19 protein-coding genes are annotated in these 18,708 nt (G+C 40.6%); 13 read left to right on the top strand and 6 right to left on the bottom strand.

The window, feature by feature from the left end:
• Positions 1-61 precede the first annotated feature (61 nt).
• Positions 62-2,410, top strand: a complete 2,349-nt coding sequence (locus A5875_RS09065; RefSeq protein WP_088933291.1) for an ABC transporter ATP-binding protein/permease — start codon at positions 62-64, stop codon at positions 2,408-2,410.
• Between the two features lie 43 nt (positions 2,411-2,453).
• Here the strand turns inward: A5875_RS09065 and A5875_RS09060 are convergent, their stop codons facing one another.
• Positions 2,454-3,647: a YdcF family protein gene (locus tag A5875_RS09060; protein WP_088933290.1), complete on the bottom strand. Its 1,194-nt coding sequence runs from the start codon at positions 3,645-3,647 to the stop codon at positions 2,454-2,456.
• 231 nt (positions 3,648-3,878) lie between these two features.
• On the opposite strand from A5875_RS09060, the gene A5875_RS09055 reads away from it, so the two are divergent.
• Positions 3,879-4,364 (top strand): GyrI-like domain-containing protein, encoded by a 486-nt coding sequence (locus A5875_RS09055; protein WP_088933289.1) that lies wholly within the window; start codon positions 3,879-3,881, stop codon positions 4,362-4,364.
• A gap of 40 nt (positions 4,365-4,404) precedes the next feature.
• On the opposite strand, the gene A5875_RS09050 is transcribed toward A5875_RS09055, so the two are convergent.
• The 4 genes from A5875_RS09050 to A5875_RS09035 form a co-directional block, all read right to left on the bottom strand.
• On the bottom strand, positions 4,405-5,697 hold the full coding sequence (locus tag A5875_RS09050) for a serine hydrolase (protein WP_088933288.1): 1,293 nt from the start codon (positions 5,695-5,697) through the stop codon (positions 4,405-4,407).
• Between the two features lie 142 nt (positions 5,698-5,839).
• On the bottom strand, positions 5,840-6,637 hold the full coding sequence (locus A5875_RS09045) for a TPM domain-containing protein (RefSeq protein WP_088933287.1): 798 nt from the start codon (positions 6,635-6,637) through the stop codon (positions 5,840-5,842).
• The gene (locus A5875_RS09040; protein WP_088933286.1) at positions 6,634-7,704 is read right to left on the bottom strand and encodes an ATP-binding protein; all 1,071 of its coding nucleotides are present in this window, start codon (positions 7,702-7,704) and stop codon (positions 6,634-6,636) included. The genes A5875_RS09045 and A5875_RS09040 overlap by 4 nt, the downstream gene beginning before the upstream one ends.
• A 28-nt stretch (positions 7,705-7,732) precedes the next feature.
• Positions 7,733-8,968 carry an SPFH domain-containing protein gene (locus A5875_RS09035; protein ID WP_088933285.1) on the bottom strand — a complete coding sequence of 412 codons (1,236 nt, stop codon included), beginning with the start codon at positions 8,966-8,968 and terminating at the stop codon, positions 7,733-7,735.
• 182 nt (positions 8,969-9,150) lie between these two features.
• Between A5875_RS09035 and dnaX the strand changes: the two genes are divergently transcribed.
• The 11 genes from dnaX to A5875_RS08980 all read left to right on the top strand — a co-directional run bounded on the left by dnaX (position 9,151) and on the right by A5875_RS08980 (position 17,914).
• Complete coding sequence (gene dnaX / locus A5875_RS09030; RefSeq protein ID WP_088933284.1) at positions 9,151-10,893, top strand: DNA polymerase III subunit gamma/tau; 1,743 nt, start codon at positions 9,151-9,153, stop codon at positions 10,891-10,893.
• Between the two features lie 17 nt (positions 10,894-10,910).
• Positions 10,911-11,225: a YbaB/EbfC family nucleoid-associated protein gene (locus tag A5875_RS09025; protein WP_088933283.1), complete on the top strand. Its 315-nt coding sequence runs from the start codon at positions 10,911-10,913 to the stop codon at positions 11,223-11,225.
• A 140-nt stretch (positions 11,226-11,365) separates the two neighbouring features.
• Positions 11,366-11,962, top strand: coding sequence for a recombination mediator RecR (recR, locus tag A5875_RS09020; RefSeq protein ID WP_088933282.1), 597 nt, complete (start codon positions 11,366-11,368; stop codon positions 11,960-11,962).
• Positions 11,963-12,022: 60 nt separating this feature from the next.
• The gene (gene tmk / locus A5875_RS09015) at positions 12,023-12,667 is read left to right on the top strand and encodes a dTMP kinase (protein ID WP_088934661.1); all 645 of its coding nucleotides are present in this window, start codon (positions 12,023-12,025) and stop codon (positions 12,665-12,667) included.
• Positions 12,668-12,679: 12 nt separating this feature from the next.
• On the top strand, positions 12,680-13,009 hold the full coding sequence (locus A5875_RS09010; RefSeq protein WP_010740793.1) for a cyclic-di-AMP receptor: 330 nt from the start codon (positions 12,680-12,682) through the stop codon (positions 13,007-13,009).
• Position 13,010: 1 nt separating this feature from the next.
• Positions 13,011-13,949, top strand: coding sequence for a DNA polymerase III subunit delta' (gene holB, locus A5875_RS09005; RefSeq protein WP_088933281.1), 939 nt, complete (start codon positions 13,011-13,013; stop codon positions 13,947-13,949).
• A 26-nt stretch (positions 13,950-13,975) separates the two neighbouring features.
• Entirely contained in the window at positions 13,976-14,788 is an 813-nt protein-coding gene (locus A5875_RS09000; RefSeq protein WP_088933280.1) for a PSP1 domain-containing protein, read from the top strand.
• On the top strand, positions 14,788-15,135 hold the full coding sequence (locus A5875_RS08995; protein WP_171004900.1) for a DNA replication initiation control protein YabA: 348 nt from the start codon (positions 14,788-14,790) through the stop codon (positions 15,133-15,135). The genes A5875_RS09000 and A5875_RS08995 overlap by 1 nt, the downstream gene beginning before the upstream one ends.
• A 186-nt stretch (positions 15,136-15,321) precedes the next feature.
• Entirely contained in the window at positions 15,322-16,182 is an 861-nt protein-coding gene (gene rsmI, locus A5875_RS08990; RefSeq protein ID WP_176244644.1) for a 16S rRNA (cytidine(1402)-2'-O)-methyltransferase, read from the top strand.
• A 151-nt stretch (positions 16,183-16,333) separates the two neighbouring features.
• Positions 16,334-17,548 carry an ammonium transporter gene (locus A5875_RS08985; RefSeq protein WP_088933277.1) on the top strand — a complete coding sequence of 405 codons (1,215 nt, stop codon included), beginning with the start codon at positions 16,334-16,336 and terminating at the stop codon, positions 17,546-17,548.
• Positions 17,549-17,569: 21 nt separating this feature from the next.
• Positions 17,570-17,914, top strand: coding sequence for a P-II family nitrogen regulator (locus A5875_RS08980; RefSeq protein ID WP_088933276.1), 345 nt, complete (start codon positions 17,570-17,572; stop codon positions 17,912-17,914).
• A gap of 41 nt (positions 17,915-17,955) precedes the next feature.
• Here A5875_RS08980 and A5875_RS08975 read toward each other — a convergent pair whose 3' ends face one another.
• Positions 17,956-18,495, bottom strand: a complete 540-nt coding sequence (locus tag A5875_RS08975; RefSeq protein ID WP_088933275.1) for a PH domain-containing protein — start codon at positions 18,493-18,495, stop codon at positions 17,956-17,958.
• Positions 18,496-18,708: the final 213 nt, after the last annotated feature.

Raw genomic sequence — 18,708 nt, 5'->3', positions numbered from 1 at the left:
TTTTGAGTTAATAATGCCATGCTATCGTGGCAAAGTAAACTAAGAGAAAAAGGGTGACTCAATGTTAGAATTAAAAGATATAAAAAAATATTATCATGTGGGAGATACGACCACAAAAGCATTAGACGGTGTATCTGTCGCATTTCGTCGACAAGAGTTTGTCGCGATCCTAGGTGCCAGCGGCTCTGGGAAAACAACGATGCTGAATGTAATTGGAGGTTTAGATAACTATGACTCCGGTGATATGGTCATCGATGGCAAATCAACGAAAACCTTTAAGGATGCTGATTGGGATGCTTATCGAAACAATTCGATCGGATTTGTCTTCCAAAGCTATAATTTAATCAGCCATTTAGGAATCATCGACAATGTTGAACTTGGAATGACGCTGAGTGGAGTTTCGAAAGAAGAGAAGCAGCAACGGGCTGAGGATGCGCTACGACGTGTCGGATTAGCAGATCACATGCATAAGAAACCGAACCAGCTTTCTGGTGGACAAATGCAGCGGGTTGCCATCGCTCGAGCACTGGCAAATGATCCGGACATTTTACTTTGTGATGAACCGACAGGGGCTTTGGATACAGAGACTAGTGTGCAAATCATGAACTTGATCCAAGAACTATCGAAAGAAAAACTTGTTATCATGGTTACACATAACCCTGAGCTAGCCAATAAGTATGCGGACCGTACGATTAATTTTTCCGATGGTCGTATTATGAATGATTCACATCCGCATATTGAAGGAAAGAAAGGAGAACAATTTCAGCTAAAACGTACGAAGATGAAATTCATGACTGCCTTGAAGTTGTCCTTCAATAACCTGCGGACGAAAAAGGGGCGTACGTTCTTAACTGCTTTTGCTTCCAGTATCGGGATTATCAGTATTGGGATCGTGCTTTCCTTATCTAGCGGTTTCCAGAAGCAAATCGACAGTACCCAAGCAGAAACGATGGCGAAATATCCCATCACGATCTCAAAGACAACCACTGACCAGACGGCGAATCGGAATCAAGCGCTGGGATCAGATAAAGCCAGCGGAGCAAGTAAAGAGAATAAGAATAATATCGTTGCCAAGATTAGTGACGAAGATAAAGCACAGCATACAAATAAGATCGATCAAAACTATGTGGATTACATTAATGATATCGATCCAAAATTAAGTAACAATATCGGATTTACTCGTGTGGTTGGAATGAATCTTTTACGTGATGTAGATGGTGATGTAAAACCAGTTAAATTATCGAATGAAGCGCCCGATAGCGGACCATCTATGATGAGCGCGATGTCTAGCATGACGGGGATGGGTGTCTCATCTTTTCCAACACAATTGGATAAAAGCTCCGGGAATTTTCTAAAAGACAATTACAAATTGTTATCCGGCGAGTATCCCAAAGAAAATACAGATGTTGTATTGATCGTTGATGCGAATAATAGTACCAATATCAATTCATTGAAAAATCTAGGCTTTGATGTCAAAGACGGCGAAAAAATTGATTTTGATAAAATCGTTGGAACTGAGTTTAAGCTGATCAACAATAATGAATACTACACAAAAATTCCGACGGGTAATTTTATTCCCAATAATGATTACAAAGCAATGTATGACAATGCCAACAACGATACCTTGAAAATCTCAGGAATCTTGCGTGTAAAACAATCTTCAACAATGAATCTATTGGCACCAGGGATCGCTTATAGTAATGAACTGACCTCTAAAATCGTTAAGGACAATGAAAATTCAGAAATCGTCAAAGCGCAAAGAGATACGGATACAAATGTGATGACGAACGAAAAATTAGATGATGCAACCAAAGATAGTACACTCGCGTACTTAGGCGGAGATAGTATTCCAAGCAGCATCATGATCTATCCAAACAACTATAAAGACAAAGAAGAAATTTTGAGCTATTTGGATGATTACAATAAAGGCAAGAAAAAAGAAGATAAAATTATTTATACTGACTTAGCAGGAACGATGACCGAGTTGACTGGCGGCTTGATGGACGCAATCACTTATGTATTAGTGGCATTTGCCGGAATCTCATTAGTAACCAGTATGATCATGATCGGGATCATCACGTATACGTCAGTTATTGAACGGACCAAAGAGATTGGTGTCTTGAAGGCCTTAGGGGCACGTAAAAAAGATATCACCCGCGTGTTCGATGCTGAAACTTGTATTTTAGGTGTAGCCTCTGGAACATTAGGTGTAGTGATCGCCTATTTGGCAACATTCCCAATCAATGCGATTTTGTATAATATGACTGAATTAAAAGATGTCGCACAATTGAATCCTGTTCATGGAATCATCTTGATTATTGTTTCAACAGTTTTAACAATGATCGGCGGACACATTCCAGCAAGAATGGCAGCGAAGAAAGATGCTGCAATTGCCTTACGAGCAGAATAAAAAAAGAAGGAATGCCTTGAATTTTGGCATTCCTTCTTTGTGTTTAACCAACAAAAAAGTAATTAATAACTGCTAGTGCCGCGAAACCTAATGTGATCAAACCGCAGATGATCAGGTGAATACGTTTGTTCATTAGAGCAACTGCGATAAATTCTCGTAAAAAGGCATTTGGCAAATAATAGCGGGCGGTTTTTGAACCGATTCCGTCAATCTTTAAATCCACCTCTTCGGCGTACATTCCCGCCCTAAAAATATGATAGTTGTTCGAAGTAAAGATTGCATGATAGCCGGCAGGTTTTTCTCGCTCCATAATCTCCTTGCTGAAGCGCATATTTTCCAGAGTATCCGTTGATTGTGCCTCCATCAAAATATCTTCGGCAGGGATACCTTGCTCCAAGGCATACTCCCGCATCGCCTGCGCTTCAGGGATTTTTTCATCAGGACCTTGTCCGCCTGACATCAAAAGTTGCGGTGGCGATAACGTTTCTTGACTTTGTTTGCGATAAAATTGAATGGCACGATCAATTCGTTTTGCTAATAAAGGGGTGACTTTTTCACCGCCGATCAAGCCAGCGCCTAAGACGATGACATAATCTTGATTGTATTTCGGTTGATTAAATTGATAGACTATGGAAATCGATAGGAAATTCCAAAAGACAACAAAAAAATAGATTGCGATCGTTGTTGGAATCGATAATAGGATGACTGACCAGCTTGGTAAGATTTTTGGTCCAACCACCTGTAAAATGATCAACGCAATAATCGCTAAACCTAAAATCAAGGTGAGTAAATTAGGAAGCTTGCGAGATTCATGGCGCAGAACGATAAAACTATTCCCAATCAAAAAGATGATTGCGGCATACAAGCCAAATAAAATAGTTACTAAAAACAAGACGAGCAATATGCCGAGGATACCGACACCGATCAATGAGCTGGCAGTTATTGTAATGAGTACTACGTAACCCATGAAACTAATTAAAGCGAGATTGAGCAGCCAGCCATTACGTAAACGACATTTTTCTTTAAAATAAAAATAGCAGAACAATAAAAAGAAAAACAGTGGAATCAAAATATAGAAGGTTTTATTTTGAATTTCCAGCATACAAAAATATAAGACCAGAAAGATCGCCGTCCATAATGAAAAATTACTGAATCTCTTTTGTTTAAAGCGAATCATCAAACCACTCAAAACAATTATATAAAGCGCAAAAGCAAGTAAATCTCGTTGCAGGTTCATTCGATCACATCTTTCCTATATAAAAGTAATAATTTCAACAAATTATCCTAAGTTTCAGGCGGCCTATCGTGCAGCTAAACAAGTCAGTAGAAAACAAAAATGATAAGCTTATTTAAATACTTGTTTTCCCCTTTGTTAGTATATCAAATAATAAGTCAAACACGCAGTCAAGAACTATCAGTTGGATTTCTTTTAGAAGATTAGTAAAATTATGACGAGGAGGGAATGTGGATGGATATCAAAGGAGTCAATCGTATAGACATGCCGACACTTTTTGTGATCGGCAAAGAAGGAAGCGGTTTAGCAGAAGAGGGGCCGTCGTGGGTTCCGCTGTTATGGGATCAGATGAACAGCCATTTTGAAGAAATAGTTGAGTTTTTAGCTGGTCAAGAAATGAAAGATTTGCATTTATGGGGTTTGATGAGTGACAGTAAATATTGGTTAGAACCGTGGCAAGAAGAAGGACGCTATCTAGCAGGTGTTCAAGTTCCAGAAGAAGCTGAAGCACCAGAAGGATGGGTGCGATGGGAAGTACCGCCAATGAGTTATTTGACAGTCAAAGCTAGTGCGGAAAAGATTGAAGATGCGACGAAGCTCATGTTGGGAGAAATCTTTCCCTTAGAAAAACTGGAGCTTGCCGGTGCAATTCATGAGCATTACTTACCGCATTTTGCAGAAGGAGAAGTAGAACTGTATTTTCCTTTCAAAACAGAATAGAAAAAAACTTTCGACGATTCGAGTCGAAAGTTTTTTTGTTTTATGCAAATAGTCCAGTAATTTTTTGCCAGATCAATTCGAAGGTGTTGGCTTTTTGCACCTCATTTTTTGTTACAAGATCAGCAGTTGCACCTTCATTTTCCTGAACATAACCCAAAGTATCTTGAGTTAACGCAACGCTGACAGTACCGATTTTTTCATTTTTATGAACCGGAGCAATAATCGCGTTGTTGTCCAATAAAGACTGGTCTAAGGTAGTTTTGATCGTTAAATCTTTCGGATCCATATCGCTTCGTACCCAAAGTTTGACCGGTTTTTCCATTGCTAGAGCAACCGTCTTTTCTTTACCTTCTGTGACTTTCAACTCTTTTTTGTCCGTCGGTGTTTGTCCTGCGACAGTCACGTCTTGCTGACTCCAATTATTTAAACAGTAATCCATCAATTTGCCTGTTTCTGCGAATCGTGCATTTTCATCGTTGGGCTGATCTAAAGCGTTCAAGATCACGGTGATAACACGGCGACCATCTTTTTGGATCGTTCCGACAAAACATGCACCGGCTAAATCAGTAGTTCCAGTCTTTAGTCCATCGACGCCTTCTTTGTAATTTGGTCCTTCAAAAAGCATGACGTTCCAATTCTTCATTTCGTCTGGCTGAGATGAATTGGGGGCGAATGTTTTCTCTTTGATTTTTGAGGTTTCCAAGACTTCAGGGAAATCTTTAATCAAGTGCTGGGTAACGATTGCTACATCACGAGCAGACATCAAGTTTTCATCATCTTCTTGCGTTCCTGGATACATATGCTCGCCTAGATAGACATTGCTCAGCCCAGAAGAGTTGATGATGGTTGCATCGTTGATACCCCATTTTGTAAGCTGCTCGCGCATTTGATTTACAAAAGTATGTTCATTGCCAGCAATCAATTCAGCTAAGGCAACTGCGCATGCATTTGCAGACTGGACAATCATGGCCTCGAAAAGATCCTTGACCGTGTATGTTTGTCCGCTAACTAATGCAACATTGGACAGTTCAGGGGCAGTGCTTAATTTTTCTGCGTACTCTGAAATGGGTACTTCTTGCTCCCAAGTAATTTTCTGTTGCTTAATGGCATCTAAAACGAGGTATGCCGTTATCGTTTTAGTGATGGAAGCAATGCCTTTTGGGGTGTCGCCGTCTTGGTTAAAAAAAACTTTTCCTGAGTCAGCGTCAATGGCGTATCCCGCATTCGCATTAACAGAAAAGTCATCTGCTGCTTGAGCGGTGATTCCTATGAGGCTTTGGAAAAAAAGTAGTAGGACAACCAAAACTAGGGGGAATCTTTTCTTTTTATTCATTGATGGGCTCCTTTACTTCTATTAACCACAAAAGTTTAGCAAAATCATAGGGTGAATTCAAGAAAATACATGAAAACACCAGAATTTTTCATTAATTTTGAAAGACTCTGGTGCAGGATGATAACATTTTTTATTTTATTTGTTAAAAACTGCGTCCGCCGCCGCCAAATGTTCCACCACCACTGGAATGGGTAGTACTGCCACCACCACCACCGCCTCCATTATTATTGGAAGGTTTTGGAATCCGACGAGTAGTGACAAAAGAATTAACCAACTGATCCTGACGCTCGGTCAGATCCAGTTGAGCGTTTTGGCGGTAGGGATAACGATAAGTGCCGGTCTTTAACTGATAACGCAATCGAATAGAGATGAAGAACCCAATTGCCGCTACTGCAGCAACGACCAAACCAATCGTGATTTCAATCGGTGTGATCGACTTGTAGTAGGTAACTTTGCGGGTCTTTTCGTCTATTCGATAAGAACCACCGGGAATGCCATCGGCAACAAATTCATTTGCATTGGATAGGTAATCGGCAGCAGCCTGATAATAATTGCCATCACGCATGGCTGCTTCAACATCGTCTAAAAGTTTATCCCTTCGTTTATCAGTAATGTAATCAATCATATTCCCTGAGGTTGAAAGATAAATTTCTCGCTGATTCATATCCAGTAAGAGAAGAGCACCGTTATTATCATTGCCGATGCGATCTCTTAACTGATTATCAGCAAACTTACGCGGTTCTTCCGAATTGGTATTTGTCGTTAAGATAAACACTTCGCCTTTGATTTCCTTATTGAGGGCATCGGCCTGTTTCGACAGTTCAGTTCGTTCTTCTGGAGAAAGCAGATTTGCCTGATCATCTACTGTATCAGAAGCCGCGAAAACTTTTAATGGGGTAAACAGCGCGAGAAAACCCAAAAGTAAAAGAAGTTTTTTCATAGGAAATACCCCACGATCATTGCAATTACCAAGATTACAGCAAAAATTCCACCGGAGAATAAACCTAAACGTTTATTACTGATCGGCAATACACCGCTGACTTTTCCAGTCTGTCCGTTCATAGCGTAGTAATAGGTTTTGTTCGCTGCATCTTGATATGTTACAAGCCAAACCGGCAAAAGCATATAATGGTTGTCCTGCTTTTCAACATTGACAGACTGATTACTTGGTGTGAACGTCGTGTATCCAGAAACGGTGTCACGTAATAAATCTTTTGTGTAATCAGTCAGCTCATGATCGATTTGTTCGGCGAGGTCTTTGATCTCAATATCGCGTTTTTCCGCCTGAAAACCAGATAAATATTCTGTGTGAAAATCCACTGCTTGATCGATCGGAAAAGGCTGGACCCCTTCGACCATTTTCTGCTGGAGATTTTTCTTTAAGGCATTTTTAGTTAAATGGTTGATCTTTGCTTTGCCCTTGCGGAAAATCTGATAGACTTTTGTCTCAGTATATTCGATTTCGCCCACGATCCAAACGCGCAGCGAAGTTCCCTTGCCGGTCAAATTCCCCGAAGTTTCAGCATCAACTACCCAATAGGGAAAATAGACACCAGTCATCTTTTCAATCTGTTGTTCATTGAAAAAATCTTTTGGTACAAAGCGTTTCTTCTGTGTCCAACTCAAAAAATCGGCAACAGCCTTTTTACGGTCAATTTTAAAGGGCAAAACTTTATTAGGTAAAAATTCTCCTGTCAAGCGCCCCGACAGAACAACGGGATTATGACAAAAGTAGCAATAGGTAGCGGCGGTAGTGTGATCAGTGACAATTTGAGCGCCGCAGCTGGGACAAAGAAATAAGTCCATGTCGCCGCTGGCTGCTTCCACAGAGCTGGCTGTTTCTGACTGTGACTCTACGGATGATTCTGAATTATTGGACTCAAATTTTTCGATATCTTCCACAGTAAAAATACTTAAACAATAATCACAGTGAAACTTTTGATCACTTGGGTTAAATGTCAAAGGACCGCCGCAGTTCGGACAGTGATGCGTTAATACATCTGCCATTTGCAGGCCCTCCTATATCAGTAATAGTTTAGTCTAACGGCACCGCTTTGAAGGGTTTGCCGCAATGTGGACAGAATTTTGGTACGCCGCTGCTTAAGTCGACAATTTCACCGCATTCGCTGCATTTCATTTCGATTTTTGCCGCAGTGGCAGGAGCTGGTTTTGGTTCTCCACAATTACTACAGAATTTACCAGAATTTTCTTCCCCGCATTTAGGACAAGTCCATTGATCACCAGAAGATTTTTGTTGTGCTTGTTGATTCTGTTGAATCTGCTGGTTGTTGTTTTGAGATGCTTGATTAAGGAAATCTCCACCCGCATTCATCCCCATGCCCATTCCGAAGAAGCCTGTAGAAGCACCAGCATCATTTTTACCAGCGGCTTCCATACCGCGCGCAACTGAACCTTGTACGTAACCTTCGCGTACGTTTGGATCACCTAACATCGCACCTTCATTTCGCATATTGATCAATTTAGTAGAGTCATCTGTATAAGAAATGCTGGCAACAGCAACAGAAACGATTTCCATACCGCGAAGTTCTTTCCAGCTCTCATCTAATACGTCAGATAAATATTTACTTAGTTCCATACTCTTTGATGGGACATAAGAAATGCGTTGACCATCAGCGGACATTTGGTTGATTGCTGCTTGTAAACCAGTTAAAAATTCTTGCAGGTACTGTTCGTTGATATCGCTGATATCAACTTGATCCATATTTCGTGGAATTGCATTTGCGAAAAATAGAATTGGATCAGTCACTTTGATGGAATAAGTACCATGTGCTCGTAAAAATAGTTCTGCATTATAGAAATTATCAAAATAGTTTATGGGGGTGCTGGTACCGAACTTAATTCCTTTGATTTCTTGTAAATTGATATAGAAAACTTGTTGTTTTTGCGGTGTCACACCACCAAATTTGAAGCGGCTGAAAGTTTCAGCTACGGCCTCTTTTAATGATCCGTTGAACATTGATGGAGCAGAATTGTTTTCTACCGTGTAGTATCCTTCCTCGGCAGTGTAGTCAATAATTTTACCGCCGTCGACGAGAAGCATCATCATATTTGGATAAACATGAATGACAGAGCCGTCTGTGATCACATCACTAGTTCCTTTTTTGTTGCTGCCGCGTTTATCATCTTTTCGTACGGCAACGCCTTTTGACATGACCGTAGTCTGTCCCATGTTGGCTGGTTCAATTATTTCTAGCCATTGATCAGCGAAGCCTCCGCCGATGCTGCTAGTTGCTGCTTTAAATAGTCCCATGAATATCCCTCCATAAAAACGTTTTTTCTATTATACCACAGGGCTTTTTCGAAACAGAAAAGATGCAGATGGACAAATTAAAAGACGCTAAACAATTGAAGCTAACAGTCGGTTTCTATAGTTTTTTCGTACAAAATCACGTATAATAAAAAGCAGTGATTTTGAAAGAAAAGAGGAGAATTATGGCGTATCAGGCACTTTACCGCGTTTGGCGGTCGCAGCGTTTTGATGATTTGGTCGGGCAAGAGGCGATTACGAAGACGTTGAAAAATGCGATCCAACAACAGAAAACTTCCCACGCCTATCTATTTACCGGTCCCCGCGGAACCGGAAAGACCAGTGCAGCAAAAATATTTGCCAAAGCCATCAATTGTCCTAACAGTATTGATGGGGAACCCTGCAATGAGTGTGAGATGTGTCGTTCGATTACTGAAGGTCGACAAGAAGACGTGATCGAAATCGATGCCGCAAGCAACAATGGTGTGGAAGAAATTCGTTTCATACGGGATCGTGCGAACTACGCACCAACTGCAGCTAAATATAAAGTATATATAATTGATGAAGTCCACATGCTTTCGACTGGCGCCTTCAATGCGTTGTTAAAAACGCTAGAAGAGCCGAAAGAACATGTAATCTTTGTCTTAGCAACTACAGAGCCGCACAAGATTCCAGCAACGATTATCTCAAGGACACAACGATTCGACTTCAAACGAATTGACGTACAAGCGATAATCGGTCGGATGGCTTATATTCTTGAACAGAGTAATCAACCCTATGAAGAGCAAGCACTATCTGTAATCGCTCGGGCAGCAGAAGGCGGGATGCGGGATGCACTGAGTATTTTAGATCAGGCTATCTCTTTTAGTAATGAAACAATTACTTTAGAAGACGCCTTAGCGGTGACGGGCAGCTTGACTACTGAAATGATGGATGGGTTTATTGGCGCTTGTCTTCAACAGGATGTTAGTGGTGCTTTAGAAGTTTTGGAAAATATCTTAGCTGAGGGAAAAGAAGCCAGACGATTGACAGAAGATTTACTATTGTATTGTCGTGATCTGTTGATTTATCAACAGGCACCCAAACTATTAGAAAACCGAGCTGCTTATTTGACTGACACCTTCAAACAGTTAGCGGAAGCGACTGTTTCAGAACGACTGTATAATATGATCAAAATTTTGAGCGAAACCCAAAATGAGATTCGATTTACGAATCACGCCAATGTCTATCTGGAAGTAGCAACGGTGAAATTAGCAACGCCACAAACGGCTCTTGCTGTTTCAGCGAGTCAACCGGTGAATTCTACGCCAGCAGCTGTGTCACAGCCAGCCGATCAAGCAGAATTAACCGCGTTGAAAACCCAGCTGCAGCAATTACAAAATGAGATGCAGCAGCTGAAAGCTAATCCAACAGTGGAAAAAGAAGAGCGTAAAGCAGCACCGAAGAAAACCGCCAGCAGCTATCGTGTTCCGACTGAACGGGTTTATCAAGTATTGAGTGAAGCCACCAAAGATCATTTGCTAAACGTGAAGAATGTTTGGGAAGATCTGCTGATGGCATTGCCGGTAACCCAACGTGCGATGCTAAAGGCTAGTGAGCCAATGGCGGCGGGACCAGGCTTATTACTGATTGCGTTTGATTATGAGATTGTTTGTCAACGAGCAGACAGCAGTGATGAGTTGCGCTTGAATATGCAGAATACTTTGAGTATGATGATCAAGGATTACACGCCAGACTTTGTTTTCATCACTCGTGAAAGCTGGCCGCGTTTACGGCAAGCTTTTGTCAGTCAGCACCATGATCGTCCAGTTGCGACTGAAACAAATGAAACAGATGATGAAATCAGCTTGATACCTGAAGAAACCAATGAAGTCGTTGAACAAGCGAAAAGTCTGTTTGGCGATCTTGTAACGATTAAAGATGATTAAAGGAGCGAATAGATAAAATGATGCGCGGAATGGGAAATATGCAGGGCATGATGAAACAAATGCAAAAAATGCAAAAAGAAATGGTGAAAGCTCAAGATGAGTTGAATGCTAAAGAATTCACCGGCAGTTCAACCAACGATTTAGTAACTGTAACCTTTACTGGTGAGAAAACGATGAAAGCTATGGACATTAATCCTGAATTGATCGATCCAGAAGATCCAGAAATGTTGCAAGACATGATCGTTTTAGCAGTTAATGATGCTATTGCGAAGATCACGAAGGAAACAGATCAAACTATGGGCAAGTATACAAAGGGACTTCCTGGAATGTAAGCGACTTTGTTCTTGGTTAATAAATATCAAGTTTATGCTAGTTGTATTATCCATGTCCGGCTTAGCGAACCAGCTTTATTTGGTAATAAGCAAAAGCTGAAGGAGTTCGTAAAGCCTTTCTGGAAGAGAGGAAGGACAGAATGCAATATCCAGAACCAATTGCGAAATTGATTGAAAGTTACATGAAGCTGCCGGGAATCGGTCAAAAGACTGCGACCCGTTTAGCCTTTTTTACGATTGATATGAAAGATGAGTCTGTTAATGAGTTTGCGCGGTCATTGATTAGTGTCAAACGAGATTTGCGTTTCTGCAGTGTTTGTGGGAATATCACGGAAGAAGATCCTTGTGAGATTTGTTCCGATACGACTCGTGATCGCAGTACAATCTTAGTTGTGGAAGAACCAAAAGATGTGATGTCATTGGAAAAAGTACGTGAATATCACGGCCTTTACCATGTACTTCACGGTGTTTTGTCACCGATGGAAGGGACTGGACCGGAAGACATTAATATTGCTCCGCTGATCAAGCGGCTCCATGATGATGAGGTCAAGGAAGTAATCATTGCGACAAACGCTACGACAGAAGGCGAAGCGACTGCGATGTATTTATCGCGTTTGATTAAGCCAGCTGGAATCAAAGTTACGAGACTGGCACATGGTTTGTCAGTCGGGAGTGACATCGAGTATGCTGATGAAATTACTCTGTTAAAAGCAGTGGAAGGACGCCGTGAATTATAAAGATTTCGCGGTGTTTTTTTGAAAGAGATAGAAGATCAAATTTATTTGGGGGACAAAAAAGTGAACGGATTATTTATTACGATTGAAGGACCAGACGGCGCAGGCAAAACCAGTGTGCTGAATGAACTTTATCCAAAACTACAATTAACGGCGAAACGGTCAATCGTCAAAACAAGAGAACCTGGAGGCATCCCGATCGCTGAAAAAATTCGTCACGTGATCCTTGACCCAAGTAATGATCGAATGGATGATCGAACAGAGGCACTGCTTTATGCCGCAGCGCGCCGTCAGCATTTAATCGAAAAAGTATGGCCTGCATTAGATGAGGATAAAATCGTTTTATGTGACCGGTTTGTTGACAGTTCGTTAGCTTATCAAGGTGCGGGCAGAGGAATCGGCATGGAAGAAGTTGCCAAGATTAATGAATTTGCAATTGAGGGGACAACGCCTGATATAACGTTGTATTTAGATGTTGATTCAGATACTGGCTTACAACGAATCATGAAGAACCGAACCAATCAAATTGACCGTTTGGACTCGGAAGGGTTACAATTTCATCAGAGGGTCCGGCACGCTTATTTAAAATTAGCGGAAGCAAATCCAGAACGGATCATAAAAATCGATGCTCGGAAACGTTTAGACGAAGTCGTGAGAGATTGTTTTTACGAGTTGTTGACACGTTATCCAGACTATTTTCAATCATGAGAGGTGTAAACTATGAAACTTATTTTAGCGATCGTTCAAGACAAAGACTCCAACCGCTTAGCCAATGAATTTATTGATGCTAATATTCGAGCAACAAAACTTTCTTCTACTGGCGGCTTTTTGAAAGCCGGCAATAGTACGTTCATCATCGGGATCGAAGACGAGCGAGTAGAAGATGCTTTGGCCTTAATTAAAGAAACGTGCCAAGCTCGTACACAATATGTCACAACACCAGTGACCTTGGATATTTCGTTAGACGGACAGGTCCCTTATCCTGTTGAAGTTGAAGTCGGCGGTGCGACAGTATTTGTCTTGCCAGTCGAAGGCTTCCACCAGTATTAAAATGGAAGAAGCACAAAAACTTCAGACAATTCAACCTATTGTTTTTCGTCAATTGCAAAATAGTTTTGAGCATGGGCGTCTGGCCCATGCTTATCTTTTTGAAGGCGATCAAGGGACCGGCAAAGCAGAACTGGCACTATGGTTTGCCAAGCATCTGTTTTGTTTAGATTTACAAAAAGGAATGCCTTGCGAAAAATGCAATAATTGTCTGCGAATAACTAGTAAAGATCATCCCGATGTTGTAGAGATCGAGCCCGATGGTCAGTCGATCAAAGTCGATCAAATTCGCGCGCTGCAAAGTGAATTGACAAAAAGCGGGTTTGAATCTGCGAAAAAGGTTGTTATCATTCACCAAGCCGAAAAGATGAATTTAAACTCTGCTAACAGCTTATTGAAATTTTTAGAAGAACCACCTGCTAACTTTATGATTATTTTAGAAACTCAATCGTTAGGAAAAATATTACCTACGATCCGTTCACGCTGTCAGATCATTCATTTTCAAGCGTTGTCCACTGAACGCCTGCAGTCTCGTTTAGAATCAGAACAAATCCCTGCGAAAACCGCGAAACTATTAGCAAATTTAACAAATAGTTATGGAAAAGCTGTTGAAATCTCAAAAGATGAATGGTTTAATGAAGCTAGAGATGCTGTTATTCAATGGTTTAATTATCTCGAAAAAAATGATCCGCAAGCTTTTATCTATGTTCAGAAAAAATTGGTAAAGACATTTAAGGACAAAACGCAACAGCAATTTGCCTTTGAAATGTTAGCGTATTTTGTTAAAGAAAAACGTGATCAAGTGATGAAACAAAATCAAACAGACCTAAAGACGTACAATTACCTGTTAGAAGAAGTTTTGTCTGCCAGTCAGAAACTAGAAGCGAACGTATCATTTCAAAATATCGCAGAACAAGTAACGTTGCGCATTGTTTTTGCTTAGCGTTATTTAAGAGAGTAGGGAGAACCATGGTTGAAGTTGTGGGTGTTCGTTTTCGGGATGCAGGTCATATTTATTATTATGCACCAGGTAAAAACGAATATTTTTATAATGATAAAGTCTTGGTCGAGTCACAACAGGCGCACCAGATTGCGACAGTGGCAATTCCAAAAATAGAAATAGAGAAAAAAGATTTATCTGATGATTTAAAAATGATTTTACATAAAGCATCTGATAAAGAATTGAAAAAAGTAGCACAGAATGAAGCCGATGCAGAAGCGGCCTTTAAGGTTGCCAAAGAAAAAATTCGCGCTCATGAATTAGAAATGAAATTGATCCAAGTCGAATATACTTTTGATCGCAGTAAAATGATTTTTTATTTTACCGCAGATGGACGCATTGATTTTCGTGAATTAGTAAAAGACTTAGCGGGTGTATTTCGCACGCGAATTGAACTACGTCAGATTGGCGTACGTGATGAGGCGAAAATTCTCGGCGGTATTGGACCGTGTGGACGCCCATTATGCTGTTCGACTTTTTTAGGCGACTTTATTCCAGTTTCGATCAAAATGGCTAAAGACCAAGGACTATCGTTGAATCCAACGAAAATCTCTGGATTATGCGGTCGCTTGATGTGCTGTTTGAAGTATGAAAATAGCGAGTATGAAGCGGCGAAAAAAGAAATGCCTGATTATGGCAAAGAGATCAATACCCCAGAAGGACGCGGCAAAGTGATCGGCTTAAACCTGCTGAGTAAAGTAGTGAAGGTCCGTTTGTTTGGTCGTGATGCGACGGTGGATTTTGATTATCAAGAACTTGTTGAAGCAGGTGATTTATCATGATGGATCGACGTTCCTTGTATGATGGCTTGAATCAACTAGAGCAAGACATGAACAAAAATCTTGAAGATTTAGTTTCTATGAAAGAGACATTGCTTGAGCTTGTAGAAAAAAATGCCACATTGGAAATGGAAAACGAACGATTGCGGGAACGGATTCGTGAGATTAATGAGAAAAAATCCCCCGTTTTAGATGAACGGCAAGAACTGTCGGAATCTCGCTTGAATCTTGAAAAAATTTACGAGGATGGTTTTCATGTCTGCAATCTGCTTTATGGATCAAGACGTGAGCAGGATGAGCCTTGCGCTTTTTGCCTAGATGTCATCTATCGCGAAAGCAAACAAAAATAAATTGAAGGTTGTTCCTGAAGTCGTTACTTCCAGAACACTTTTATTCAGTAATAGTGGGTATGACGCTGCTTATGTCACACCCACTTTTTTGCAGTTTTTAAAAGTCTTCCATGAGATAGACTTGCCAGAAGAACAAAGGTGTATGATCTTAGTAAAAAAAGGAATAGTTTAAGATGAGTTAGGAGAATGATTGTGAAGATTCAAAAAAGTTTTGCACAACAAGTGGGGACGCTGTATCTTGTTCCAACGCCGATTGGTAATTTGGAGGATATGACAATTCGTGGGGTCAAGACCTTACAAACGGTTGATTTGATAGCTAGTGAGGATACGCGTAATACTCAAAAACTGTTGAATCATTTTGAAGTGAAGGTGCCGCAAAAAAGTTTGCATGAACATAACTATAATGAACGTATTCCAGAGTTGCTGGACTTTTTAGAAAGCGGCAAATCGATAGCTCAAGTAAGTGATGCGGGGATGCCCTCTATTAGTGATCCGGGACATGAGTTAGTTGTGGCTTGTATTGAAAAAGAAATCCCCGTCGTGTCTTTACCCGGAGCAACTGCAGGTATGACTGCATTGATCGCTTCAGGTTTATTGCCCCAGCCGTTCTTTTTCTATGGTTTTTTGCAGCGGAAGAGAAGTGTTCAGAAAAAGGAATTGGATGAACTGAAAGGACAGCAGGCAACGTTGATTTTTTATGAGTCGCCGCATCGAATCAAAGAGACATTAAAAAATATCTTGGAAGTTTTTGGTAATCGTGAAGTGGTGATTTGTCGTGAGTTGACTAAGCTTTATGAGGAATATCTGCGAGGTACCACAGAAGAATTGATCGAATACTTGTCAGATCATTCGTTAAAGGGTGAATGTTGTTTGTTAGTTTCAGGTGCAACGGAGACAGCAGAAGAGGAAATTTTCACAGGAACACTAAAGGAGCAAGTTGAAGAGATGATCTCAGGTGGAACCTCTTCGAAAGAAGCTATCAAGTCTGTAGCCAAACGACATGGATTGAAGAAGCAGGACGTTTACAAAGAATATCATGAATTGTAAGAGCAGGAGAACCTTCCTGCTCTTTTTGTGTAAGTTTTTCTACCATGGAAAGTTACGAAATTAGAATTAAATGAAAAAAATGAGTGAAAACTCTTTTTTTATTTAAAAACGATGTTAGAATACTTAACATAAAAAGAAATGGAGTGGTTCGATGGCAGCAAATATTGCATTTATTTTGATTTGTTCAGGATTAGTTTTTCTCATGACACCTGCATTAGCTTTTTTCTATGGCGGGCTGGAACGGCGGAAAAATATTTTGAACACGATGATGATGGTAATTTGTACAATGGGATTGGCTTCTTTGATTTGGATAGCCATTGGTTACTCTTTATCATTCAGCGGTGGTGGAGATTTTATTGGCAACTTAGATAAAGTATTTTTCAACGGGGTCTCCATGTCGAAGGGGGATGGGATTCCAGAAGGGCTATTCGCATTCTTTCAAATGATGTTCGCTTTGATCACGACCGCAATTTTAACAGGATCAGTTGCTGGTCGGATGCGGTTTTCAGCCATTTTCCTATTTATCGCGATTTGGCTGGTGGTGGTGTATTTTCCTATGGCGCATATGGTTTGGGGCGGCGGTTTCCTAGATAAAATTGGTTCGATTGATTTTGCTGGGGGAAATGTCGTGCATATTAGTTCAGGAATTTCTGGTTTAGTTTTAGCGATTGTATTGGGGCGGCGCCGCGAATATCATCTTGGTGATTATCGCCCACACAATGTTCCCTTTGTTGTTTTGGGAACAGGGCTGTTGTGGTTTGGTTGGTTCGGCTTTAATGGCGGCTCGGCGTTAGCAGCTGATGGTTTGGCAATTCACGCTATGATTACTACCAACACAGCGGCGGCTTGTGCGATGTTATCTTGGATGTTGATTGAGAAGATTTTAAACGGCAAGCCAACTGTAGTCGGAGCCTGCACAGGGGCTGTTGTAGGTTTAGTTGCCATTACCCCGGGTGCCGGATTCGTTTCAATTTGGTCGAGCTTGCTGATCGGAGCGTTAGTAAGTCCGTTTTGCTATTTCTTTATTTCAGTTATCAAGCAGAAACTTGGATTTGATGATGCGTTAGATGCGTTTGGCTGTCATGGTGTTGGCGGAATTTTCGGCGGTATCGTTACAGGTATCTTTGCTGATCCTTCAATCGGCGGACGAACTGGATTGATTTATGGAGAGAGTCATCTGTTTATTGCCCAAATCGAAAGCGTCCTCTTTACGCTAGTCTTTGCAGGAGCAGCTAGTTACCTGATTATCTCATTGATCAGAGTCTTTATGCCGATTCGGGTCTCGCAACAAGAAGAAGCGTTAGGGCTAGATCAAATAGAGCACGACGAAAATGCGTATCCGACATTCATGGGAATGGACTCTTAAGGCTAGCAGGAGGAGACTGAGATGAAAAAAGTTGAAGCGATTATTAGACAAGAAAAATTAGAAGCGATCAAGGCAGTGATTGATCAGGAAATAGAAGTAAATGGTATGACGGTCAGCCAAGTATTAGGTTGTGGTTTACAAAAAGGTCAGAAAAGTCATGTTCGAGGTCAAGAAATTATTACAACGTTATTACCTAAAGTGTCAGTGAGCTTTATCCTAGCTGATGAGGACGTAAACCGAGTGATTGATTTAATTTTAGAAACCTGTCAGTCGGAAGAATGCGGGACAGGAAAAATATTCGTTTATCCGATTGAAGAAGTGATCCGTATTCGGACTCGGGAAACGGGCAAAGCAGCGATCCAATAAAAGCAAGTCTGGCTAAGATATTTTCTTAGCCAGACTTGCTTTTATTTAAGGATGTCATCTTTTATTTTCGCAAATTCTGATTCGTTTAAAATTCCTTGATCCAGTAATTCTTTCATTTTTAAAAGCTGTTCAGCTTTGTTTAATTGATGTTCAGTTTTCTTCTCTTTGGTCACTAATTGAATAGTTTCTTTCAGTTTTGCTAAAACTTTTGGAGCTTCTTCTTCAGTCAAAACGATCTTGATCGTTCCTTCTAACGATGTAATCTCCAATAAGTCTAAGCTCGTTTCTTTTATTAAACGAAGATCTTGCATATTTGCTAAAGGAATTACTTTGAAATCATCGCCAATCATTTTCTTTTGCCCCATGATAAAACGCTGATTGGTTAGGGCATACGCATAAAAGCCGTCATTTTTAGTTGCAGAGGTTCGATTGTGCAGACCGATAAAGCAAACTAAAATCTCTTCGTCGGAAACTAAATGTTTTTCTAAGACTGTAAAAAGTCTCACGCCCCATTGTTGGTCAGAACCTGAGAAAAATCCCGTGTCTTGGCAGAATTGATACATTTCTTCAGCAGTTTTCATGATGTGCTCCTTTGATTTGTTATTTCCAGTTTAGCAAAAGCTGTAAACGTAAACAAATATTTTTAAAGTAAGGACAACTCGCAATAAAAAACCACCATAGCCGTCACTATGGTGGAAATGAAGGTTGTTATTTACTCTTGGTAGGAGTAAGTATGAAAAACCAATTCGGGATAATTGGTATATTTTTATGATAAAGCAAACAATCAATGAAAT

The sequence above is a fragment of the Enterococcus sp. 3H8_DIV0648 genome, from assembly GCF_002140655.1.
Taxonomy (GTDB): domain Bacteria; phylum Bacillota; class Bacilli; order Lactobacillales; family Enterococcaceae; genus Enterococcus_A; species Enterococcus_A hulanensis.
The sequence above is the reverse complement of the archived record's forward strand: the minus strand, read 5'-3'. Positions and strand labels throughout refer to the sequence as shown.